Annotated in this window: 22 protein-coding genes and 1 pseudogene; 14 read left to right on the top strand and 9 right to left on the bottom strand. The window is 38.0% G+C overall.

Features of this window, described 5'->3' with window-relative positions; translation table 11 throughout:
* Positions 1 to 60 precede the first annotated feature (60 nt).
* Together PP182_RS05100 and PP182_RS05095 are read right to left on the bottom strand one after the other, a co-directional pair.
* Positions 61 to 372, bottom strand: coding sequence for an antibiotic biosynthesis monooxygenase family protein (locus PP182_RS05100; protein WP_272650254.1), 312 nt, complete (start codon positions 370 to 372; stop codon positions 61 to 63).
* Positions 373 to 729, bottom strand: coding sequence for a hypothetical protein (locus PP182_RS05095; RefSeq protein WP_272650253.1), 357 nt, complete (start codon positions 727 to 729; stop codon positions 373 to 375).
* A gap of 82 nt (positions 730 to 811) precedes the next feature.
* On the opposite strand from PP182_RS05095, the gene PP182_RS05090 reads away from it, so the two are divergent.
* The 8 genes and pseudogenes from PP182_RS05090 (at position 812) to PP182_RS05055 (ending at position 7,169) form a co-directional block, all read left to right on the top strand.
* A complete protein-coding gene (locus tag PP182_RS05090; RefSeq protein WP_272650252.1) occupies positions 812 to 1,306 on the top strand; it encodes a CvpA family protein in 495 nt (164 codons plus the stop codon).
* A 214-nt stretch (positions 1,307 to 1,520) separates the two neighbouring features.
* Positions 1,521 to 2,000 (top strand): CAP domain-containing protein, encoded by a 480-nt coding sequence (locus PP182_RS05085; RefSeq protein ID WP_272650251.1) that lies wholly within the window; start codon positions 1,521 to 1,523, stop codon positions 1,998 to 2,000.
* A 451-nt stretch (positions 2,001 to 2,451) separates the two neighbouring features.
* Positions 2,452 to 2,712: pseudogene (locus PP182_RS05080) on the top strand (CAP domain-containing protein); the annotation flags it as partial.
* Positions 2,713 to 2,807: 95 nt separating this feature from the next.
* Complete coding sequence (locus tag PP182_RS05075) at positions 2,808 to 3,350, top strand: 3-hydroxyanthranilate 3,4-dioxygenase (protein ID WP_272650250.1); 543 nt, start codon at positions 2,808 to 2,810, stop codon at positions 3,348 to 3,350.
* Complete coding sequence (locus tag PP182_RS05070; protein ID WP_272650249.1) at positions 3,347 to 3,721, top strand: DUF1304 domain-containing protein; 375 nt, start codon at positions 3,347 to 3,349, stop codon at positions 3,719 to 3,721. Before PP182_RS05075 ends, PP182_RS05070 begins: the two co-directional genes overlap by 4 nt.
* Positions 3,722 to 3,798: 77 nt before the next feature.
* Positions 3,799 to 5,352 carry an L-piperidine-6-carboxylate dehydrogenase gene (gene amaB, locus PP182_RS05065; protein ID WP_272650248.1) on the top strand — a complete coding sequence of 518 codons (1,554 nt, stop codon included), beginning with the start codon at positions 3,799 to 3,801 and terminating at the stop codon, positions 5,350 to 5,352.
* Positions 5,353 to 5,959: 607 nt separating this feature from the next.
* Complete coding sequence (locus PP182_RS05060) at positions 5,960 to 6,565, top strand: OmpA family protein (protein WP_272650247.1); 606 nt, start codon at positions 5,960 to 5,962, stop codon at positions 6,563 to 6,565.
* Positions 6,566 to 6,614: 49 nt separating this feature from the next.
* Complete coding sequence (locus PP182_RS05055) at positions 6,615 to 7,169, top strand: hypothetical protein (RefSeq protein ID WP_272650246.1); 555 nt, start codon at positions 6,615 to 6,617, stop codon at positions 7,167 to 7,169.
* Positions 7,170 to 7,242: 73 nt separating this feature from the next.
* Here the strand turns inward: PP182_RS05055 and PP182_RS05050 are convergent, their stop codons facing one another.
* The 4 genes from PP182_RS05050 to PP182_RS05035 all read right to left on the bottom strand — a co-directional run bounded on the left by PP182_RS05050 (position 7,243) and on the right by PP182_RS05035 (position 11,317).
* Positions 7,243 to 8,241, bottom strand: coding sequence for an acyl-ACP desaturase (locus PP182_RS05050; protein ID WP_272650245.1), 999 nt, complete (start codon positions 8,239 to 8,241; stop codon positions 7,243 to 7,245).
* Between the two features lie 64 nt (positions 8,242 to 8,305).
* Positions 8,306 to 9,043, bottom strand: a complete 738-nt coding sequence (locus PP182_RS05045; RefSeq protein WP_272650244.1) for a metallophosphoesterase — start codon at positions 9,041 to 9,043, stop codon at positions 8,306 to 8,308.
* Positions 9,040 to 10,122: a DNA helicase PriA gene (locus PP182_RS05040; protein ID WP_272650517.1), complete on the bottom strand. Its 1,083-nt coding sequence runs from the start codon at positions 10,120 to 10,122 to the stop codon at positions 9,040 to 9,042. Before PP182_RS05040 ends, PP182_RS05045 begins: the two co-directional genes overlap by 4 nt.
* 55 nt (positions 10,123 to 10,177) lie before the next feature.
* Positions 10,178 to 11,317: an SPFH domain-containing protein gene (locus PP182_RS05035; protein ID WP_272650243.1), complete on the bottom strand. Its 1,140-nt coding sequence runs from the start codon at positions 11,315 to 11,317 to the stop codon at positions 10,178 to 10,180.
* A gap of 206 nt (positions 11,318 to 11,523) precedes the next feature.
* Here PP182_RS05035 and PP182_RS05030 point away from each other — a divergent pair, with 206 nt between their 5' ends.
* Both PP182_RS05030 and PP182_RS05025 read left to right on the top strand, forming a co-directional pair.
* The gene (locus PP182_RS05030; RefSeq protein ID WP_272650242.1) at positions 11,524 to 12,468 is read left to right on the top strand and encodes a carbohydrate kinase family protein; all 945 of its coding nucleotides are present in this window, start codon (positions 11,524 to 11,526) and stop codon (positions 12,466 to 12,468) included.
* A gap of 1 nt (position 12,469) precedes the next feature.
* Positions 12,470 to 14,410 carry an amylosucrase gene (locus PP182_RS05025; protein WP_272650241.1) on the top strand — a complete coding sequence of 647 codons (1,941 nt, stop codon included), beginning with the start codon at positions 12,470 to 12,472 and terminating at the stop codon, positions 14,408 to 14,410.
* Here the strand turns inward: PP182_RS05025 and PP182_RS05020 are convergent, their stop codons facing one another.
* The 3 genes from PP182_RS05020 to PP182_RS05010 are packed head-to-tail and all read right to left on the bottom strand — an operon-like array spanning position 14,411 to position 17,195.
* The gene (locus PP182_RS05020; protein ID WP_272650240.1) at positions 14,411 to 15,547 is read right to left on the bottom strand and encodes an ATP-binding protein; all 1,137 of its coding nucleotides are present in this window, start codon (positions 15,545 to 15,547) and stop codon (positions 14,411 to 14,413) included.
* Positions 15,544 to 16,299 carry an SDR family NAD(P)-dependent oxidoreductase gene (locus tag PP182_RS05015; protein ID WP_272650239.1) on the bottom strand — a complete coding sequence of 252 codons (756 nt, stop codon included), beginning with the start codon at positions 16,297 to 16,299 and terminating at the stop codon, positions 15,544 to 15,546. The genes PP182_RS05020 and PP182_RS05015 overlap by 4 nt, the downstream gene beginning before the upstream one ends.
* 20 nt (positions 16,300 to 16,319) lie before the next feature.
* Positions 16,320 to 17,195 carry an aldo/keto reductase gene (locus PP182_RS05010; protein ID WP_272650238.1) on the bottom strand — a complete coding sequence of 292 codons (876 nt, stop codon included), beginning with the start codon at positions 17,193 to 17,195 and terminating at the stop codon, positions 16,320 to 16,322.
* 157 nt (positions 17,196 to 17,352) lie between these two features.
* On the opposite strand from PP182_RS05010, the gene PP182_RS05005 reads away from it, so the two are divergent.
* The 4 genes from PP182_RS05005 to PP182_RS04990 all read left to right on the top strand — a co-directional run bounded on the left by PP182_RS05005 (position 17,353) and on the right by PP182_RS04990 (position 21,980).
* Positions 17,353 to 18,354 (top strand): AAA family ATPase, encoded by a 1,002-nt coding sequence (locus PP182_RS05005; protein WP_272650237.1) that lies wholly within the window; start codon positions 17,353 to 17,355, stop codon positions 18,352 to 18,354.
* Positions 18,355 to 18,454: 100 nt separating this feature from the next.
* On the top strand, positions 18,455 to 19,321 hold the full coding sequence (locus PP182_RS05000) for a DUF58 domain-containing protein (protein ID WP_272650236.1): 867 nt from the start codon (positions 18,455 to 18,457) through the stop codon (positions 19,319 to 19,321).
* A gap of 5 nt (positions 19,322 to 19,326) precedes the next feature.
* Positions 19,327 to 20,982, top strand: coding sequence for a hypothetical protein (locus tag PP182_RS04995; RefSeq protein ID WP_272650516.1), 1,656 nt, complete (start codon positions 19,327 to 19,329; stop codon positions 20,980 to 20,982).
* On the top strand, positions 20,982 to 21,980 hold the full coding sequence (locus PP182_RS04990; RefSeq protein ID WP_272650235.1) for a vWA domain-containing protein: 999 nt from the start codon (positions 20,982 to 20,984) through the stop codon (positions 21,978 to 21,980). The genes PP182_RS04995 and PP182_RS04990 overlap by 1 nt, the downstream gene beginning before the upstream one ends.
* The last annotated feature ends 1 nt before the right edge of the window (position 21,981 follow it).

Raw genomic sequence — 21,981 nt, 5'->3', positions numbered from 1 at the left:
GTAGTAAGATAGTGGGATTTAATCAGTTTTCAAAGAGAGGCATTCTTAGTTGTGAAGTAATTAGACGTTCCTTTTCCAGATATATTCCCTTTCTACCCGGCAAACCCGAACATGGTAGTTTTTATACCAATCCTTTATACCCTTAGATTGTGCCAAAAGATGTTCTGAATTGCTTTTCCAATTCGCTATCGCTTCAAGACTATCCCAATAACTCACCGTTATCCCAACTTCCTCCCTAGCACTTTCCAAACCCAGATAACCTGGTTGGTTTTTTGCCAATTCCTCCATTTTCTGTGCCATTTCATCATAACCTTGGTCTACAGCGGTACGAGCAGAGGTAAATATTACGGCGTAATAGGGCTTGGTTTGCATCTAACTAATAAATTCCTTTTCTAAAAAATAGTCTACTATGGCCTCCTTCATTAATACGGCTTGTTCTCCAGCTTTTAGGGTTGGTAGACTCTCCTTTACCTTATAATGCGGCCAACCATCTTCATCAAAAAAATCGAATTCGTAATACCCATAAGGTTCCAACAATCGGCAAATTGCGATATGCATAAGGTCCAGCTTATCATCTTTTTTGTATTTCCTATGATACTGTCCAAGTTCTTGTACGCCGACCAAGTAAATTATGGCATCCAATTCTAAAACATCACCATCAGCAAATCTATTGGAGAGCTTGCTCACCAAAACCTCCCATCGGTCCTTTAATTCTGTGTCCCTAGCCATAATAACTTATAATACCTTAAAGCTGAAATTTTCAGATATAAAGGTACTAATCTAAAGCTTTATATTTGTTGAAACTAGGTAGATGAATTTTTTGGACATTGTATTAGGGCTATTACTCTTGTGGGGACTTTGGAAGGGCTTAAGTAATGGCCTATTAATTGAAATTGCCTCAATTATTGCCCTGATTGCAGGTATCTATGGCGCCATCCATTTTTCTTACATAGCGGGAGATTATCTTTCCGAAAGAATGGAATGGGACGAAAAATTTATCAACATTGCAGCCTTGATTATTACTTTCGTTCTTATTGTTCTGGCCGTTCATATTCTAGGTAAAATTTTAACAAAAATTATTGATTTTGCCATGTTGGGAATTCTGAACAAGCTAGCAGGAGCTATTTTTGGAATATTTAAGGTGGCAGTTATTTTAGGTGCGCTCTTGGTTTTTATGGAACGATTGAATACCAATTTTAATTTTCCCAGCGAGAAATTGAAAACTGAATCTGTTTTATATACACCTCTAGTAGATATTGGTGCTTTCATATTTGACGATGTGCTTAAAGGTGACTTGACCGAATAATACAGACCCTCGACAAAAAACAATAAACCACCGACTAAAAACACTTGTTCGCCAAATCTGAGCATTTGGTCGAAAAATATAGAAGTTTTACCGTACCGAACATCAATTTTATTTAATATTACATCGTTGATTTCCCCAATCAGCACGAGAACAATTACCCAATCTTACTTTCCTACAAAGCTATTCGCTAAGGCCTGCTTGTAAAGAACACTATATGAAAATGAGATCGCTTTATGCTATCCCAGTGTTGCTTGTTTTATTTCTTTCCTGCACAGCAGAACCATTACAGGAAGAAACAACCATTGAGGAAGCTGAGAACAATGTTCAATTGGAACAAGAATTATTGACCGTGGTCAATGACCATAGGGTTGCCCTAAACCTAAATGAATTAAAGTTTAGTGAAATTGCTTACAAGTATGCCAATACCCATACAGATTATATGATTTCCAAAGGAAGTATAAGTCATGATAATTTTAGCGCTCGGGCCTCAAGCATAAATTCCGAAGTTGCCGTAGAAATGGTAGCCGAGAACGTAGCCAAGGAGTATGATACAGCCGTAGAAGCTTTTGAAGGTTGGTACAACAGCTCCAGTCATAAAAAAACAATGGAAGGTAGTTTTTCACATACGGCAGTAAGTGTGAAGCAGGATTCTAATGGGGATTTTTACTTTACGCAGCTATTTTACAAACAATAGCTTTTAAGTCCTATACCTCTAAAGTAAATACTACTTTTTTGGAACCCTTACCTTTGCTTATAAAGGTGCTATAAAATGTACTAAACTATTATGTAGTTTGTCGATTATCCACCTTTTTGGGAATTTGTCTTATCAACGAATTAAACACGCTCCATACGGATCATATTCTTTTTAAGCTCATGGGTAGGCCTATTGTTGATTCAAATTTTAGCCCCCCAATGAAAAAAATGTGAATTAAAACCATCATTTAGGTTATACCCTTTTACACGCTTGCTCAAAAAGTGAAGATTCAGAAATAGAAGCCCAAAATAATTTAAGTACTACCGTTTCTTCGAATACCCAAACCGATAAAGAGAATCAGCTATTTGAGTTAATAAATGAACATAGGATTTCAATCGGACTTAAGTAATTACAATTCGAAAGCACCAGTTATTATTTTACGAATGAGCATACAGAATATATGATTTCCCAAGGTAAAACTAGTCATGATAATTTTACTTCAAGGGCAGAAAGTATATCTACAAAAATAGGAGCTATAAAAGTTACGGAGAATGTAGCCAAAGGTTATGATACTCCGCAAGAAGCCATGATTGCTTGGTTGAGCAGTCTGGAACACAGTAATAATATAGAGGGCAACTACTCCTATTCAGCCTTATGCATAAAGGCAAATGCATCGGGGAACCTTTATTTTACCCAAATTTTTATACAATAAGATTTTCAAGCCTTTTGTTTGCCGTGAAACCAAGGTTTTTTATTTGTAGCTGCGTTTAGTAGTTCACTTTTTTTACCTTTAGAAAAACAATTAAAATGGGTATAAAACCTCCGTTCAATCTTAATCAATGGATTGAAGAAAACAGACATACATTAAAACCACCCGTTGGCAATAAAAACCTATATAAAGATGCGGGTGACTACATTGTTATGGTAGTTGCAGGTCCAAATGCCCGAAAAGACTATCATTATAACGAAACAGAAGAGCTTTTTTATCAACTGGAGGGTCATATAGAGGTTTTCATACAAGAGGATGGGGAAAAGAAAACCATGAAACTTGGCCCTGGCGACATGTATCTACATCCTGCCAAAGTACCTCATTCACCCGTAAGACATGAAAATTCAATTGGTCTGGTTATAGAACGAAAAAGAGCGGACATGAATGTAGATGATGGTCTACTTTGGTTTTGTGATAATTGTAACCACAAACTCTATGAGGCATATTTTACGCTTAACGATATTGAAAAAGATTTTTTGGAACATTTCAAACACTTTTATAGTTCCGAAGAACTTAGAACATGCAATAAGTGCGGTAGCATAATGCCTGTTGATGAACGATTTATTGCTAAGGAAGAATGATTATAAGCATTGCCCAAATAGTTACGGTTTTGGTCGCTTTATTGCATTGCTATTTTTTATGGCTGGAGATGTTTGCTTGGACCACTAAGGCAAGAAAAGTTTTTAGAAACTTCCCCCAAGATTTATTTGTGCCCACAAAAAGTATGGCTGCCAACCAAGGGCTCTATAATGGTTTTCTTGCAGCAGGTCTTTTTTGGTCCCTGCTGATTTCTTCTCCAATCTGGTCCTCCAATGTTGCACTCTTTTTTTTAGTATGCGTTTTAGTTGCAGGAATTTATGGTGGGGTTACAGTATCCAAAAAAATCTTTTTAATTCAAGGTGCACCCGCATTAGTGGGTATTTTACTTTGGCTGTCCGTAAAATTCATCTAAAGAATTTGGTTTGTGAGGAGCAAACTATTCTTTGTACTTTTGTTCAAATTTAACAATAAAGCTAAAAAAAGTTACAAATGTCAGAAATTGCAAAAGAGTTTGGTATTGGTGAAGCCCTATCAGCTTTAGGTATAAAAGAAATAAATAACGGTACTTCAACCGGTTCAGAAAATTTTGCTTCCGGAGATTTGATCGAATCATTTTCGCCCGTAGATGGTGCAATGATCAGCAAGGTTAAATCAACCACTCAGGCAGATTTTGATAAAGTAATTGCCAAGGCGAGTGAAGCTTTTAAAAGTTGGAGAAAAAAACCTGCACCTCAACGCGGAGAAATTGTACGCCAGTTTGGTGATAAATTAAGGGAGTTAAAAGAACCTTTGGGGAAACTAGTTTCCTACGAAATGGGAAAAAGTTACCAAGAAGGGTTGGGTGAGGTACAAGAAATGATTGATATCTGTGACTTTGCCGTTGGTCTTTCACGACAGTTACACGGTTTAACCATGCATTCCGAACGTCCTGGGCATAGAATGTACGAACAATATCATTCCTTGGGCGTAGTAGGCATAATTTCCGCCTTTAACTTTCCTGTCGCAGTTTGGGCTTGGAATACCGCTTTAGCTTGGGTTTGCGGTGATGTGTGTATATGGAAGCCTTCGGAAAAAACTCCCTTATGCGGTATTGCCTGCCAAAATATAGCAGCCTCCGTATTTAAGGCCAATGACTTGCCTGAAGGGATTTCCTGCTTAATAAATGGCGATTACAAAGTGGGAGAAATGATGACCCACGACAAAAGAGTTCCATTAGTATCCGCTACAGGATCCATTAGAATGGGGAAAATAGTTGCCCAAGCTGTTGCTGCAAGACTAGGAAAATCTCTCTTGGAACTTGGAGGTAATAATGCCATTATCGTTACCCCGGATGCTGATATTAAAATGACCATAATTGGAGCGGTTTTTGGTGCCGTTGGTACTGCGGGTCAAAGATGCACCTCTACTAGGCGGTTAATTATTCACGAATCAATATATGATCAGGTAAAAGACGCCTTGGTATCTGCCTATGATCAGTTAAGTATAGGTAATCCCTTAGATGAGAGCAATCATGTTGGACCATTAATAGACAAGGATGCGGTAAACCTGTATTCAAAAGCATTAAAAAAGGTAGTTCAAGAAGGTGGAAAACTTATTGTTGACGGAGGTGTGCTAGAAGGAAAGGGCTATGAAAGTGGTTGTTATGTGAAACCAGCAATTGCTGAAGCAAATAATGACTATGAGATTGTACAGCATGAAACTTTTGCACCCGTACTTTATTTATTAAAATATTCGGGGGATGTAGAAAATGCTATTGAAATTCAAAATTGTGTTGTTCAGGGCCTTTCTTCCGCTATAATGACCAATAATTTAAGGGAGGCAGAAAAATTTCTCTCTGTGGCAGGAAGCGATTGCGGTATTGCAAATGTGAACATCGGAACCTCTGGTGCAGAAATTGGCGGAGCCTTTGGAGGGGAAAAAGAAACAGGAGGAGGCAGAGAAAGTGGTTCGGATGCTTGGAAAGTCTATATGAGAAGACAGACTAATACTATTAATTATACTACAGAATTACCCCTTGCTCAGGGTATTAAATTCGATATATAGTCCCAGAATAAAATTTAAGAAGCGGTCTAAGGGGTAAAACACCCTCTAGACCGCTTTTTGATTGGACTCATTTACGGTCCAGCTTCCCGCTATCAAATTTTGAATTCCTAGTATAACAACCATACATATGAATTTGAATAATCCAAGAATTCTTTTCCTGACCTTTTTCATTTTATTCCATATTTTGTTCTATTGAATTTAAAACTTCCCCATCCAAAAATTTGGTACGCATGTATATATTGAATTGACTTTTGTATAATTGGCTGAATTATACAATTGTAAGCATAAAAAAGCTCCAAAATCTTTTTAAAGATGGAGCTCCTTTATTAAACCAACTAACTCAAATATTGAAAGTTTCCTTCTACAATGCCGAAACCTTGTCGGGAGTAAAAGGAATCATACTATTTAATACTACAATTTCTAAAAAATTACATTACGGTAGAAAGTGATTTATATCTACAACTTCAATATGTGTATGAATGGCAAAAATCCATGTATGAATGGAAAAACACTTTGTCCTGATTACTAGATATTAAGCCTGTCATTTTATCAAAATTTTAAGAATTTTTTAATACATTGTAGGGTGAATACGAAACATTATTAAGCAATGAGTAAAACAACAACAAATTTATTGTTGATGTTGATTACAATTCTTGCGGGTACCTATTTCTACATTAGCTATTGCAGTGAATGTGCTACTACCGTGATTAAAGAACCTCCAAGAGAATCGGTCACAATTGAACAGCCGGAATCAACATCATATCCTTTTGCCATTAGGGATGGCGACTTTTACTATAAAGTCAATGACAATTATAACTTTAACGTTTCCTCATCATCCATTTTATTACCAACGTCCGAAGAAGAACTTTCTGCTTTATTTGATAAAATTAAGGAAAAACCGCTAGTCCTATATTTTAATACTGCTGAAGCTTCTATTAATTTTGATCAGGAACAGCGCCAAAAAGTAGCTGATATGCATAGGTATATCGATAAAGTTGAAAATGCCACAATAAGCATTGTCGGACATACGGAAAATACTGGCCAGGTCGACACGAAACTAGGGTTGGATAGGGCCAATTTTGCCCAGGATTATCTTATGAGCAATGGCATTTCCGCAGAGAAAATAAACACTTCCTCCAAAGGGCAATCCGAACCAATAGCTGAAAAGAAAATAACACTGAGGAAGGGAAGTCCAAAAATAGGAAAACCGTAGTAACCTTAAACGACTAATACTAATCGACTCACCATAAATTATTAAATAAATGAATTTTGAAACTATGAATATTTGGTGCTGGCTTATACCGCTTTTAGTAGGTGTAATCTGTGGAATTTTAGGCTACCTTATTGGAAAGTCGGGCAACACAACTATTGATAATTCTGCCGAGCTGAAAATACTGGAAGACAAAAATGCAAGGCTTAAAGCGGAATTAGACACCTGTAATAAAAAGGTGTCCTCCTCGGCAAATCTAGAAGCTTCAAAGGCCTCTATGGCTGCAGAAGCGGCAATTGCCACTATTCCTTTTGATGGTGCCGGGGCCAAGGCTATATTTGGCAAGACCATAAAGCAAGATGACCTTAAAGTCGTGGAAGGAATAGGTCCTAAAATAGAGGGGATGTTCAAAGATGCCGGGATAAAGACATGGAAAGCACTTTCAGAAGCCTCGGTCGCAGATTGCCAGAAGGTGCTGGACAGTGGCGGAAAGCGCTACCAAGTCCATGACCCGGCCTCTTGGCCAATGCAGGCTAAAATGTGCTATGAAGGTAAATGGAAAGATTTGCTAAAATGGCAAGATGAGCATAAACACGGAAAGCTTTAATACCCCATTCAACCAAAAGAAAAACCCCAACCTTAAGTAGTTGGGGTTTTTAAATTTTTGTGTAGTCAATTCCCTAAAGTGCGCCGTTTGCCTCAACCCATTTAAAATGGTATTGGTCCTCAGGAAACTTCATTCTCTCCGAAATGCGTTCTAACCTCGCTGGTAAATTTAATAGGTAGTCTCGGGCCTTTTCCGCTTCTTCATTTAGAGATCTTACGGATTCCAAATCCCAGTAGGTATTTAGCTTTCGAAGAATGTCAACATAGTCCTGAGCCGTATAAACACCCAGACGTTGTGCACAATTAGAGAAATTTTCGAATGCCGTCCCAATAGAACCTCCAGACTCTCGTAAGAAATGGGCAGGCATTACAATTTTTTTCTTCATCATATCAGCGAAGGCCAACATCATTCCCGAAGGGTCCTCACCAAATATCGTTTTTACAAATTCCCTGTAGGCAAGATGGTGTCTCATCTCGTCACCTGCAATGATAGTACACATTTTACCTAATAAGGCGTTTCCCTTTTTCTTTGCCATTTGCCCCACTCGTTTATGCGATATGTTCGTGGCCAATTCTTGAAAAGAAGTATAGACGAAATTTTTATATGGGTCTCTATCGGTTCCTATATCAAAACCATCCGAAATCAAGTGTTGGGTTGTAATTTCAATTTCCCTCATATTTACCCTTCCAGATAAATAGAGGTACTTATTCAATACATCACCATGTCTATTTTCTTCTCCTGTCCATGCCCTAACCCATTTGGCCCATCCATTGGTTTTATAGTCTCCATGCTGGTCTATCCCAACCACGTCCATTAGCCAAGATTCATAAGTTGGCAAAGCCTCTTCCGTAATAGTGTCGGCAACCATGGTCACCCAAAAATCGTAACCCAAATCTTTGGATTCCTCTCGAATATCTTTAACCTTCTCTAAAAAACCGTCATCTTCGGAATCGGGTAAAAAATCACTGGGCTGCCATATCTTTTCTATTGGAACTAGAAAAGAATCCATAAAGCCGGCAACCTTAGGTTCTAACGCCTGCATTACTTCCAATCTTATGTTTTTCTCTGCCATAGTATATTTTTTATCAAAGTTCGTTAATAATATAATGAATTAACATGATAATCAAATTCATTTTTCAATTTCTGCCTTTTTCTTCAGGATAATAGGTGTAAACAGGCTCACTTTGCCAAAATTCCTTTGTTTTTATATCCATGGCGGTCAATGGCCCCTTAAATGCCGCTCCCGTATCCACATTCCATACATTAGCCGCATTTTGGGGAGTCGTTTTGCCCATTCTGGTAACGGGAGTATGGCCTATATATATTTCATTGTAGTGTGTTAATCTTTTGGGATAATATTCATCTTCTTGGTCCAAGTTAGGGTTTAAGGACAAGGCAAGTTCCCAAAGTGTACGATCCCAATAAAAAGACTTGGTAAAATACTCGTGTTCTATTCCTTTGAGATGAGTAAATCCTGCATGGAGAAAGAGCTTATTGGTTTCTTCGTTCAAGTAGAAATTTTCAAGATCCTCGTAAAAAGTCATATGCAACTTTTTGGTTTCCTCATCCGTTTTTGCATAGGATTGCGCCGTTGCCCTACCACCATGCATAAACCAAGTAGGGTTATCGCCGGCGCCGGTAAGCCACTCGTAACAGAGTTCATCGTGATTGCCTCTCAGAAAAATACAGTGATGTGTAGTCTTTAAATGAATCAAAAAATTGACGGTCTCAACAGCCTCGCTCCAAGCATCTATATAATCACCTAAAAAAATCAAGGTATCTTCTGTTGTAACCTTGGCTATTTCAAGTAAATCTTTTAACGCCTTTAATCCTGAATGTATATCTCCTATAACTAGGGTTCTTCGTGATCTCATTGTGCAAAAATCGCAAATAGTCCAATTATCACAAGGATAAAGAGCACTAAAAAGAAAATTTTCCAAAAAGAATACGGTCTATTGCCACTTACATTACCAGTTTGCCCATTGATATAGAAATTATATTCCTTTCCATTATAGCGGTATGAACTTATATAAATAGGTAGCAATACGTGTTTAAAAGTTTCATTGGAAAGTTTTATGTCGGCATTGGCGATTCTTTGTGTGTCTCCACCGATATCTCTTTTTATCCAAGTGTATGCTCTATTTTTGGCTTCCTGAAAAGATTGATGATGTCCTTCTTTAAGTGAAACCGTATATTTTTCGGTTACGAAACCAGAAAGATATTTGGTATTGAAAACCACTAAGTCCTTTAAGTTCCAAAAGGCAACTTTTAGTGGAATATCAATTCTTTTTCTTTTGGAAGCGTTTATTAAGATGTCATCCACGAAACCATCAACAGTACCGGAGGCATATGTCCATCTAGTTTTTCTAACTTGGCGGGTCCTTTTTCCTTTGTTACTATTATACGTCTGAGTTTCATAATAATAATCACCTCTTTGTCCCTGATAAGATGCATTTAAGTCTGCATCGAAAGTCCAGTAAGGAACATACAGTCCATGTAAGCCTTCTGGATTTAAAGCGGCTCTTTTAAGTTTATTTGGTGTAAACCAAAGATTTCCTACCCATTTCTTAAAAACAGTTCTGGCTTTATTGGCATTTAACTGAAAAGGAACCAAAGCACCAGGTGTAATCCAGCCCTCCACTTCTATGTCTTCCCGTATTAGGGGCTCACCACAATAAACACAATCCAAAGACTTATAATTTTCCTCTACATGTTGATTGGCTCCACAGTTTTTACAATGCAACAATTCAATGGTCTCCGTATAGGCATTCTCACCAACAACCTTTAAGTAATGGGCCAACTCCAGTTCTTCAAAACTGCTTTTAGTCTGCTCTATAAACTCCTCATAGCCACAATATTCACAAGTAAGTTGATGTGAGCCAGGTTTAAACTTTAGTTCGGCACCACAATTTGCACATGCTTTTTTATGTTCTGACTGTTGAATGTCTTCCATAGGAATGGTCATCACTTTTAATACAAGTGGAACTTACGTAATGATTTAATGAATCTTAGGCACTTGGCAAAGGTGGTGGCGTATTTCCCCCAAGGAATGACTTTAATTCCTCAACTTCCTTCAGCGTAGTCCAACTATCCATACCTTGTTTCCATATTAAAGTATCTTTATTTATCGTCCTGCTTGCAAACAACTCCTTTAACCTATCAAAGGAAACAGGACCAGCCTGTTGACTCTCCAGAGCATAAAAATAACTCACTTGTACTGGAACTGGAGGAGGGGCCGGAGCAGCCGCTTGTTGGGGTTTATTTCCCGTAGGTTGGTTAGATGGTTGAGACATCATATTTCCCATTTGTTGTGCCAGAACAAAACCCATACCCATGCCCATACCTGCCCCTGCAGTACCTCCCTCGTTTTTAGCGGCAGCCTCCATAGCTTTTGCTGCTTTAAATTGGGAAAGTTTGGTCATATCCAATTTGTCCAAACGACTATACTCAAATATTTCCTTTTTAAGCTCCTCTGGCATGGAAACATTCTCGATATAGAATTTTTCGAGTTCAATTCCTACCCTATTGAATTCGGGCTGCATTACTTCTTGGCAGGTTTCGGAAAGCTCGCTGGTATTTGCGGCATATAATTCAATAGGTAAGTTGGCCTCACCCACAGTATCCGTAAACCTGGTAACGATAAGACTTTTAAGATGCTCGTTAACTTCATAATTCGTAAAATTGCCATCTGTACCTACCACGTCAACAACGAATTTGCCCGGGTCAATTATTCTAAAACTATAGGTTCCAAAAGCCCTTATTTCTACTAATCCAAAACGATTATCACTCAACATGAATGGATTTTTGGTTCCCCATTTCTCATCGGTAAACAGTCTGGTATTTACAAAATAAACCTCCGCCTTGAATGGGCTATCAAATCCATATTTCCAACCTTTCAGCGTGGTAAGAATTGGAAGATTCTTTGTGCTCAATGTGTATGTACCCGCGGTAAAAACATCTGCTAATTGCCCCTCGTTCACAAATACAGCCGTTTGACCTTCGCGAACAATTAGCTGGGCATTATTTTTTATTTCGTTCTGATATCTTTCAAATCTATGCACGATAGTATCATTGGACGAATCCAACCATTCTACTATGTCTATAAATTCGTGACTCAGTTTCTTTTTAATCTCATCGAATATTCCCATTTCAAAAGGTTTTTAATTGCACTAAAAAGGTAGGGATTTCTATTAATTCCCACAAAGAATTAAACTTCCAAGACGTAATAAACCAGGGAGTTAAAAAGTACCTTTGTTTCTCCTGCGGACCTTTAACAATCAATTATTCACCACAAAATATATTCTAAGCTACTTTTTCTGATTACCTTAGAAACTATAATATTCATTATTGCATTATGAAAAAGGTTTTTTGCATAGGCGAACTGCTTATTGATTTTGTGGCTGAAAACCAAGGTAAAAATTTATCCAAAGCCAAAGAGTTTACAAAAAAAGCGGGTGGCGCCCCTGCAAATGTTGCATGTGCCATAAGCAAATTAGAAGGCAAAAGTGTTTTTGTGGGATGTGTTGGCGATGATCCCTTTGGGAATTTTCTGTTAAACGTACTCGAAGAAAATAATGTCGATACCACAATGGCTCAAAAATCAGTGGTCTTTACCACTTTGGCTTTCGTTTCCATCGATGATGATGGCGAACGTGATTTTGTTTTTAGCAGGGGAGCGGACAAGGAACTTAAATACGACCCCGCATTAAAAAAAGAATTTAAGAACAATATGGTTCATTTTGGCGCTGCAACGGCAATGCTAGGCGGAAATTTAGAGGAAGCCTATAATAGATTCTTCTTCGATGCCCTTACAAAAGACTCCTTTATAAGCTTTGACCCTAACTATAGGGAAGATCTATGGAAGAAAAAAGAGGATGTTTTTATTAAAAAATGCATGCCCTTTATCCAAAAATCACATCTTGGAAAGTTCAGTTTAGAAGAAGCCCAATTACTATCCGGAAAGGAAGACTTAAATGAGGCTTGCTCCGTACTACACGAAACCGGTGTTGCTATTATAGTAGTTACTTTGGGTAAAGAAGGCACCCTACTGAGCACCAAGGACTTTTCAAAGACAATTCCGAGTATAGAGGTGGCCCCTGTAGATACCACCGGTGCCGGCGACTCTTTTATTGGGTGCCTGCTAAAACAAATTTCTACACATGATAGCCTTGAAGCTTTGCTGGACGATGAAACAGAGCTCACCAAAATGGTGGCTATGGCAAATAAAGCTGGAGCCATCACAACGACTAATTTTGGAGCCATTGAATCCTTACCTACCCAAAAACAATTAGATACATAGAATGAACCAAGCTGCATTGCATAAATTACTAGCCTCCAAAAATATATACGGAAAGGGCTCCAAAACTGCAACGGATTTATTCAGACAAAGATTTTATACCAACCTTGCTTATATCAAGGATTTGTTCTTTTCATTATATCCTGATGTAGATAAAAGTATATTTTCGGAAAAACTACCAGAAAGATTAGAGGCTCTTTTCAAAAAAAGACCTGACGATTTAAAGAAACAAGATTTACAACGATTACAGAAAGGTAATTGGTATCAGAGCGAACAACTCGTAGGTATGCAATTGTATGTTGATCGTTTTAGCAAGGACTTAAAGGGCTTACAACAAAAACTATCCTATTTTGAAGATTTAGGAATCAATTTTCTGCATCTAATGCCAATAACCGCTAGACCTTCAGGCGAAAATGACGGTGGTTATGCTGTTAATAGCTACCACGAAATTGATAGCAGATATGGGACCAAGGAAGATTTCTTGGAACTATCAAAAAAAGCTCGGGAGAACAATATATTTCTGATGCTGGATTTTGTGGTTAATCACACTTCCGATGAATTCGAGTGGGCAAAAAAAGCAAAAGAAGGCGATAAGGTATATCAGAACTACTACTATACCTTTGAGGATCGAACTACACCCGATGAATTCGAAAAAATCCTACCTGAAATATTTCCAGAATCGGCTCCTGGTAACTTTACCTACATCGAGGAAATGGATAAATGGGTCATGACCGTATTCAATAAGTACCAATGGGACCTTAATTATAGAAATCCAGATGTTTTTTTGGAAATGTTGGGTAATTTAATGGCTTTGGCGAATATGGGTGTGGATGTAATCCGATTTGATGCCCTGGCCTTTTTATGGAAAAAATTAGGAACAATTTCCCAAAACTTGCCAGAAGCCCATGCCCTTGTTTCCTTATTCAGAATGTGCCTTCAAGTACTAGCGCCAGGTGTCGTTCTATTGGCAGAGGCCATTGTTGCCCCAAGGGATATTATTAAATATTTTGGTGAAAATCAATATGAGGGAAACGAGTGTGAGATTGCTTACAATGCTTCATTAATGGCTCTTTTATGGAATTCAATTGCCACTAAGAAATGCTCCCTTATGCACAAGAGCTTAAAGGGAATCCCAAGTAAACCTTTAGATACTACATGGATAAATTATATTCGATGCCACGATGATATTGGACTCGGTTATGATGATGAACATGTCAGGGCCATGGGATGGGAACCAAATCCACACAAACAATTTATTCTAAACTATTATTGTGGTCGTTTGGAATGGTCTCCAGCCAAAGGCCTTATGTTTATGTATAATCCCAAAAATGGAGACGGACGTATCACTGGGAGCGCCGCATCGCTTTTGGGGCTGGAAGCTGCATTAGAACAAAATAACCAAATAAGTATTGGTTACGCTATTGATAAAATTATAATGCTTCACGGTATAATACTATCTTATGGAGGTATACCCCTAATCTACGCTGGTGATGAGATAGCTACACTGAACGATTACACTTTTCTAGAAGATAAAAAACATAAAAACGATAATCGTTGGGTGAACAGACCTAAACACAATTGGCAAGTAGTTGATAAATTGAACAGCTCTGAAGGACCGGCCACTTCCGTTTACAAGGCCCTAAAAAAAATGATTTCAGTCCGTAAGGAGCATGCTGTTTTTGAAGATCAGAATAATGTTATACTTCACGAAGCTCCCAATCCCCACATTTTTGTATTTGAAAGAAAGCTTGATGACATATCCGTATGGGTATTCTCGAATTTCGATGAAGTTTCACAAACATTGGATATTTCATGGCTCTTATCCATCGGGATTTTAACCGGTGATGCTTCGATTGATCTTATTACAGGAAAGCCAATTAATTTAAATGCAAACAAAGATTTTTATTTGAAGCCCTATGGTCACTATTGGATTATTAATGTCTAATCAATTGTATTTTACCTTTCTAAGTATTCGAAGTGCTTCCTTCAATGAAGTATAGGTTTCGGGGTATTTATCCTTTATCAAGTTCTTTGCCAAATCCATTTGGCTTCTAGCTTCTTCAAAACCGTTCAAATAACATATTAAATAAGTATCCGCTAAATAGTTTAGATCCTCTTTTTCCATAGATTTCAAAGGGGTGTTATTCTTTATTTTTAATAGCAGTGCATTGCTACTATTATAGACATGAAAAAGGGTTTTTCTATCAAATTGTGGAGGTTGAAACAAGAGCTTGGATTCAATTTTATAGGTGCCATTGTCCTTAAATCGTATGACCACTTTCTCCAATGGGTAGTATTTTTGTTTTGACCCTAGTCCTAAATGAACATATTCCATGGTAGAAAAAGAATTCTCGTCTAATGAAATAGTGACTTCATCCAAATTGGAATAAAATAGTTTTACTTGCTCGTTTATGAGTTCTATATCCACTCTGTTATAATAGGTTTGCCCTTTGACCACCTTGGTGTTACCCGCCCAACAAACAACAAACTGTTCCTTGAACACTTTATAATCGCTCTCCAAATCTTTATGTCGGTTGTTAAGAAAATCTATGACACCATCCAAAGTTAATTCAATGTTGTTCCTTGCATGCTGCTCTATGGTAGCAACAGTATTGGAATTAGTATCCTTAAGCTCTATTCCATAGGTTTTTGGCAGGCTGATACTACCCTCCCTAAAGAAAACAGAACCACCATAGTACTTCCAGATATTTTTACGAAGTGAACATATTTTTCCAATAGATCTAATGGTCACCAAACCAACAACTTTCCCTTCCTCAAGTTGAGGAAATGGTATATTCTCATAAGAAATTAATGGCGGGTTATCTAAATAGGCGTTTACTAAATTTTGAATTTTGCTATCATCAAAAAAATCTACACCTACGATGGTATTGTCCTCATCCTCAACTCCCACAACAATAAAGGAATTGTTTTTAGGGTTGCTATTGGCTAGTGCACATACATGTTTCAGGAATTTTGCTTTGCCCTCTTTTTCTCCTATAGTAATAAAACGCTTTTTGTCGTAAAAACTATTTTCATCGTTGTGAGCAAGCAAGTTTTTAACAAGTAAGCGTTTATTGATCATACTTTCTTATTGACAATAGTTGAGGAGGCCTGTGCAGTAGGCATTACTACAAGATCTGCGATGTTCACATGATTGGGCCGAGTAACGACAAAGTGAATAATATCAGCTATATCTTCTGGTTTTAAGGGGTCAAAACCTTTGTAAACATTATTGGCCCTTTCATCATCCCCCTTAAATCGCACGTTGCTGAATTCCGTTTCCACCAATCCTGGATTGACAGCCCCTACGCGTATACCATACTGGTTTAAATCGATACGCATTCCTTGATTTATGGCATCCACCGCGTGTTTACTGGCGCAATAAACGTTACCTTTTGGATATACTTCCTTACCTGCCGTGGAACCAATATTAATGATATGACCGGCTTCTCTCTCGATCATTTGAGGTAAAATAGCATTGGATACATAGAGTAATCCTTTTACATTGATGTCCAACATCGCATCCCAATCCTCCATATTTCCCTCTTCGATCGAATCGAGTCCATGGGCATTTCCCGCATTGTTTATGAGAATATCAATTTTTGAAAATGCTTTGGGCAAGGAATCCACTGCTTTTTGAATCTCTTCCTTGTCCCTTACATCAAATTGTAAGGTAAAGACCTTTACCGCTCTACTTAATTCCTTTTGCAACTGATCTAAACGGTTCTTACGTCTACCGCATAAAATAAGATTTATACCATTTTTAGCAAAAATCTCCGCTGTCGCTTTTCCTATCCCACTTGTCGCTCCTGTTATAAATGCTGTTCTGTTCATTTTTTATTTTTTATTCCCTTTTATGCAACTTCCTTTCCCTTACTGGCTTCAAGTAAAAGAAACCAATCTTCTTGTTCAATGTTGATATCCACGGCTTTCATCGCTAATTTAAGTCGTTCCGGGGTCGTTGTCCCCACCACTGGAAATAGTCTAGCCGGATGTTTCAAAATCCAAGCAAGCAATAGCTGATCTTCGGAAGCCCCGTATGTCTTTATTAACTGATTCATTACCTTTTTAATTCGCTCGCTTTGTTCTGACGATTGATTGAAGTAAGACCCAAGGGGACTCCAAGACATGGCCATGCGTTCATTTATGATACAATCATCCAAAGTACCGTCATCCATCACCACGTTGTTGGTCAATGAACATTCCACTTGATTTCCCTCTACTTGTATGGAAGTTTCCAATAATTTAATCTGTGAAGGCGTGAAATTGGAAACACCGAATTGCTTGATTTTACCATCCTGTTTCAATTTGGAAACGGCATCGGATATCTCATCAGGATCCATCAACGGACTTGGCCTATGCAACAGCAAAAAATCCAAATATTCGGTCTTCAATTTTTTTAGGGACTGCTCCACGGACCAAATAATATAGTCTTTTTTATAATTGTAATGCTTTACTTTATTATTTCTAGTCTCCACCTTAAATTGTATCCCACATTTGCTTATCAATTGAATGTTTTCCCTTTGAATATCGCTTTTTGAAAAGGCAGTACCAAAGGCTTCCTCATTGGTGTAATCTCCATAAATATCGGCATGGTCAAAAGTGGTGATTCCCAAATTCAAACATTGGTTCATTAGACCGATTATTTCTTCTGTAGAAAGCTTTTTTCCCCATTTGCCCCATGTCATGGTACCGGCAATTATTCTGGAATATTCTGTGGTGCTTTTCATAAGGAAGTTAAATTAAAAAGAAATACCTTAAATACTTCACAAAAATAGGGCATTGAGGCTTTTTTTAACCTATCATTAACAGCTACTCAACTAATTAATTTTCAATTTGCACAACTGTTAATTTTTTAGCTAAATTTCGGAAAATATTACCTAATACATGGAAGAAAATACAACTGTAGACATAAATGCGGTCAATGAGAAGATAGCTCAGGAAAGTGCATTTATAGATTTACTTGTTCTGGAAATGAACAAGGTTATTGTGGGTCAAAAACACATGGTAGAAAGATTATTGATAGGGCTATTGGGCCAAGGACATATCTTATTGGAAGGGGTTCCTGGACTAGCAAAAACCTTAGCAATCAATACTTTGGCCAAAGCCGTTAAGGGGAGTTTCAGCAGAATTCAGTTTACACCGGATCTTTTACCTGCAGATGTCGTAGGAACTCTTATTTATAATATGAAAGAAAATGACTTCTCCATAAAAAAAGGTCCCATTTTCGCCAATTTTGTTCTAGCCGATGAAATTAACAGGGCACCTGCCAAAGTGCAATCCGCCTTATTGGAGGCGATGCAAGAAAAGCAGGTGACCATTGGTGACGAAACATTTATCCTGGATAAGCCTTTTTTGGTTATGGCTACACAAAACCCTGTGGAACAGGAAGGCACCTATCCCCTGCCGGAAGCTCAAGTTGATCGATTTATGTTAAAAACCGTTATCGATTATCCAAAAATGAATGAGGAGCAATTGATAATGCGTCAGAATCTTTTGGGGGCGTATGAAACAGTTAAACCCGTAGTTTCGTTAAAACAAATCCTAAGCGCGCAAAAGGCAGTACGTGAAGTTTATATGGACGAAAAAATTGAAAAATATATTCTTGATATCATTTTTGCCACGAGGTATCCTGAAAAATATAACCTAGAAAACCTTAAACCGCTTATCAGTTTTGGAGCTTCTCCTCGTGGTAGTATCAATTTGGGTATTGCTGCAAAATGTTATGCTTTTATTAAGCGCAGGGGGTATGTGGTTCCAGAAGATGTAAGGGCCATCGTTCATGATGTTTTACGACATAGAGTGGGCATCACCTATGAGGCCGAAGCCGAAAATATTACTTCTGAGGAAATTATTAATAAGATTGTAAACGAAATAGAAGTACCATAAATCAGTTCACGGTTTTCACTTAAGAATTCATTTTTCAATCTAAAGAGAATAATGATTTTGTTGTTGATCGCTGCTCACTAATTACTGTTTACTGAAAAAAATGGATACCAAAGAATTACTCAAAAAAGTTCGTAAGATTGAAATTAAGACGCGACGTCTGTCCGACCATATTTTTGGTGGGGAATATCATTCTACGTTCAAGGGTAGGGGAATGACATTTAGTGAGGTAAGACAATATCAATTTGGAGACGACGTCCGTAGCATTGATTGGAACGTTACCGCAAGATATAACGAACCCTATGTAAAAGTCTTTGAAGAAGAGCGGGAATTGACCATGATGCTCATGGTAGATGTTAGTGGTTCCGAATTCTTTGGTACTAAGAATCAATTTAAAAACGAAATTGTAACAGAAATTTCGGCGACTCTTGCCTTTAGTGCGCTACAAAATAATGACAAGGTAGGTGTTATTCTGTTTTCCGACGAAGTAGAACTATTTATACCTCCCAAAAAAGGTAAGACCCATGTGCTCCGAATTATAAGAGAGTTGTTGGAATTTAAGCCCAATAGTAATAAAACTGATGTTGCGGAGGCTCTGAAATACCTTACCAATGTTATGAAAAAGAAGGCGATAGTATTTGTCTTGTCCGACTTTATTGCTTCCGATTACGAGAAAACCTTAAAAATCACAGGTAATAAGCACGATGTAACGGGAATTAGGGTTTATGATGAACGTGAGGAAGAGATTCCAAACCTTGGTGTTGTACAAATGATGGATGCCGAAACAGGTGCGCTGCAATTGGTCAATACACAATCTAGAAAAGTCCGTAATTCCTATACTGATTTTTACAGGGAACGGGTCAATTATTTCAAGGAAACCTTTACAAAATCGGGTTGCGGAGTATTGGACTGTAGGGTAGATGAAAGCTATGTGAAAAAGCTTTTGGGATATTTTAAAAGAAGAGGATAGTGAAAATGCAAAGGATAGACGGTAAACATATTGCGATTTTGTCTCGGGCAAAGTATGCTATTGCTTTTTGTCTTTTTTTATGCTGCTTAATTGGCACTGCACAGGACCAGCCCAAAATTTCCACGTCGGTGGATACCACCTTTATAAAAATTGGAGAGCAGATTAATTGGAAGGTTTTGGTTGAAGTCGATTCTACGGACCAGGTTATCTTCCCTGAGGGGCAAACATTTTCTCCCTTAGAAACCGTGGAAGCATTTGCTACCGATACCACCAAAAAACAAGATAGGCTTACACTTCAAAAAATTTATGCGCTTACCCAATTCGATTCGGGCTCCTATAAGTTACCAACACAAAGAATAGAGATTAATGGCTTAGGTTATTTTACGGACTCCATGATGATCAACGTTGAAACCGTTCCCGTGGACACGGTCGCCCAAAAAATGTACGACATAAAACCATTGATCAATGTGGATAAAAGTTTTACGGATTGGTGGAGATATGCAGTGATCGGTTTATTGGTTCTGTTCCTCCTTGGTGGATTGGTTTACTGGTTCTTTATTCGTAAAAAACCTTTGACACAAGAAGAAAAGGAAGCGTTATTGCCCCCATATGATAGAGCCCTGTTAGAGTTAAAACGACTGGAAAACTCGAAATATCTGATTCAGGACGAGTTCAAGGAGTATTATTCCGAGCTTACCACTATCGTTCGCTCTTATTTAGAGGAAGATGCCCATGTATCCGCATTGGAGAGCACTACAGGTCAATTGATTGAAAAACTGGAACTTTTAAGTGATTCTGGAGAGTTGGAATTAGATCAAGATACCATACAACAATTCAAGAATATCTTGCAAACGGCAGATTTGGTCAAATTTGCGAGAACCAAGCCTTCTACCTCTGTCGCTGAACAGGACCGAAAATTGGTTGAGCAAATTGTAGTTAGAACCCATGATGCATTACCGGAACCTACCGAAGAAGAATTAATGCAGCAAGCGGAATATTTGGAGGAACTAGATCGAAGAAAGCAAAAAAAGAAACTTATTATTGGCTTATCTACCCTGGCGGGTGTTATCGTATTGGGAATACTCGTCGCAGGATTCAAATTTGGCTTCACCTATCTTAAAGATACGGTACTGGGACATCCCACCAAAGAATTATTGGAAGGTGATTGGATTTCCAGTTCTTATGGCTATCCCCCAATAATTCTCGAAACTCCACAGGTTTTGGTTAGGCAAGAGGTAAAACTACCACCAGAGGCCAAAGCAAATATCCAGGATATTCAAGCCTTTGGTTATCATAGCCCTATCGGTTTATTTACGGTGGCAACGACTTCAATAACAATGAACCAAGATGTCGAAGCCGCGTTTGAACAGTCGGTAGAACAAATTATAGAGGGGTTTGAATCGCAAGGCACAAAAAACATAATTACCAAACAGGAGGAGTTTACAACCGTGAGTGGCGTAAAAGGGTTAAAAGTCTATGGTAGTGGAGATTTTGCAATACCCGATTCAGACGAATTGGTCAAGGGGCAATACACGGTATTACTTTTTGGCGGAAAAGGTTTCCAACAAAATGTTATCCTTACATGGTTAGATGATGATACATACGCACAGGAAATAGTGGAGAGAATCTTATCCAGTGTTGAGGTAAAAACAGAAGTTTAATGTTAGAAAATATATCATTTGCAAATCCGGATTTCTTTTGGCTTTTTCTTCTACTGCCATTAGCGATACTTTGGTATATATTTAAACGAAAAGAAGAAACCGCGGCCCTTAAGATTGCAACAGTAAAGAGTTTTCAACATAAAAGTTTTTTGCCAAAGCTAAAACCTGGGCTATTCATTTTAAGGCTTTTGGCGTTAAGCGCCATTATCGTGGCGATGGCCAGACCACAAACAGAAGATATTTCTACGCGCACCAAAACCACAAGAGGAATCGATATTGTTATGGCTATCGATGTTTCCTCGAGTATGTTGGCTAGAGATCTTAAGCCAAACCGCCTTTCGGCCCTTAAGGAAGTGGCTGCAGATTTTATAAAAAAGAGGCCTAACGATCGTATTGGACTCGTGGCTTATGCTGGTGAAGGATATACAAAAACACCCGTTACTACCGATAAAAATATTGTTTTAAATGCTCTAAGGGAGATTACATATGGTCAGTTAGAGGATGGTACCGCCATTGGTATGGGATTAGCCACCTCCGTAAATAGATTAAAGGAAAGTAAGGCTAAGAGTAAAATTATTATTTTATTGACGGATGGTGTAAACAACTCCGGGTTTATTGAACCACAAACGGCAGCAGATCTTGCTATTGAGTTCGATATTAAAACTTATACCATTGGCTTGGGAACCAATGGAAATGCCCTTTCCCCCATTGCCTACAACGCAGATGGTTCATTTAGATATGGAATGCGACAAGTAGAAATCGATGAAGACCTATTGAAAAGCATCTCCGATGTAACGGGAGGAAAATATTTTAGGGCCACGGATAATGAAACTTTGGAAGAAATTTATGACGAAATAAACAAATTGGAAAAAACGGATATAGAGGAATTCAAATATTACCGCTATGAGGAGAAGTTTAGGCCTTGGATTTTAATTGCCGGTGCCCTACTCCTTTTGGAATGGATTTTGAGAAACACCTTATTTAGAAGCTTTATTTAGA

The sequence above is a fragment of the Maribacter sp. PR1 genome (assembly GCF_028464145.1).
GTDB lineage: Bacteria > Bacteroidota > Bacteroidia > Flavobacteriales > Flavobacteriaceae > Maribacter.
This window is presented reverse-complemented; position numbering and strand designations above follow the sequence as displayed.

What these genes read in the sequence shown, in the direction of transcription:
- PP182_RS05100 (WP_272650254.1), bottom strand. Translation starts at nt 372, where the DNA reads ATGCAAACCAAGCCCTATTACGCCGTAATATTTACCTCTGCTCGTACC.
- PP182_RS05095 (WP_272650253.1), bottom strand. Translation starts at nt 729, where the DNA reads ATGGCTAGGGACACAGAATTAAAGGACCGATGGGAGGTTTTGGTGAGC.
- PP182_RS05090 (WP_272650252.1), top strand. Translation starts at nt 812, where the DNA reads ATGAATTTTTTGGACATTGTATTAGGGCTATTACTCTTGTGGGGACTT.
- PP182_RS05085 (WP_272650251.1), top strand. Translation starts at nt 1,521, where the DNA reads ATGAAAATGAGATCGCTTTATGCTATCCCAGTGTTGCTTGTTTTATTT.
- PP182_RS05075 (WP_272650250.1), top strand. Translation starts at nt 2,808, where the DNA reads ATGGGTATAAAACCTCCGTTCAATCTTAATCAATGGATTGAAGAAAAC.
- PP182_RS05070 (WP_272650249.1), top strand. Translation starts at nt 3,347, where the DNA reads ATGATTATAAGCATTGCCCAAATAGTTACGGTTTTGGTCGCTTTATTG.
- amaB (WP_272650248.1), top strand. Translation starts at nt 3,799, where the DNA reads ATGTCAGAAATTGCAAAAGAGTTTGGTATTGGTGAAGCCCTATCAGCT.
- PP182_RS05060 (WP_272650247.1), top strand. Translation starts at nt 5,960, where the DNA reads ATGAGTAAAACAACAACAAATTTATTGTTGATGTTGATTACAATTCTT.
- PP182_RS05055 (WP_272650246.1), top strand. Translation starts at nt 6,615, where the DNA reads ATGAATTTTGAAACTATGAATATTTGGTGCTGGCTTATACCGCTTTTA.
- PP182_RS05050 (WP_272650245.1), bottom strand. Translation starts at nt 8,241, where the DNA reads ATGGCAGAGAAAAACATAAGATTGGAAGTAATGCAGGCGTTAGAACCT.
- PP182_RS05045 (WP_272650244.1), bottom strand. Translation starts at nt 9,043, where the DNA reads ATGAGATCACGAAGAACCCTAGTTATAGGAGATATACATTCAGGATTA.
- PP182_RS05040 (WP_272650517.1), bottom strand. Translation starts at nt 10,122, where the DNA reads ATGGAAGACATTCAACAGTCAGAACATAAAAAAGCATGTGCAAATTGT.
- PP182_RS05035 (WP_272650243.1), bottom strand. Translation starts at nt 11,317, where the DNA reads ATGGGAATATTCGATGAGATTAAAAAGAAACTGAGTCACGAATTTATA.
- PP182_RS05030 (WP_272650242.1), top strand. Translation starts at nt 11,524, where the DNA reads ATGAAAAAGGTTTTTTGCATAGGCGAACTGCTTATTGATTTTGTGGCT.
- PP182_RS05025 (WP_272650241.1), top strand. Translation starts at nt 12,470, where the DNA reads ATGAACCAAGCTGCATTGCATAAATTACTAGCCTCCAAAAATATATAC.
- PP182_RS05020 (WP_272650240.1), bottom strand. Translation starts at nt 15,547, where the DNA reads ATGATCAATAAACGCTTACTTGTTAAAAACTTGCTTGCTCACAACGAT.
- PP182_RS05015 (WP_272650239.1), bottom strand. Translation starts at nt 16,299, where the DNA reads ATGAACAGAACAGCATTTATAACAGGAGCGACAAGTGGGATAGGAAAA.
- PP182_RS05010 (WP_272650238.1), bottom strand. Translation starts at nt 17,195, where the DNA reads ATGAAAAGCACCACAGAATATTCCAGAATAATTGCCGGTACCATGACA.
- PP182_RS05005 (WP_272650237.1), top strand. Translation starts at nt 17,353, where the DNA reads ATGGAAGAAAATACAACTGTAGACATAAATGCGGTCAATGAGAAGATA.
- PP182_RS05000 (WP_272650236.1), top strand. Translation starts at nt 18,455, where the DNA reads ATGGATACCAAAGAATTACTCAAAAAAGTTCGTAAGATTGAAATTAAG.
- PP182_RS04995 (WP_272650516.1), top strand. Translation starts at nt 19,327, where the DNA reads ATGCAAAGGATAGACGGTAAACATATTGCGATTTTGTCTCGGGCAAAG.
- PP182_RS04990 (WP_272650235.1), top strand. Translation starts at nt 20,982, where the DNA reads ATGTTAGAAAATATATCATTTGCAAATCCGGATTTCTTTTGGCTTTTT.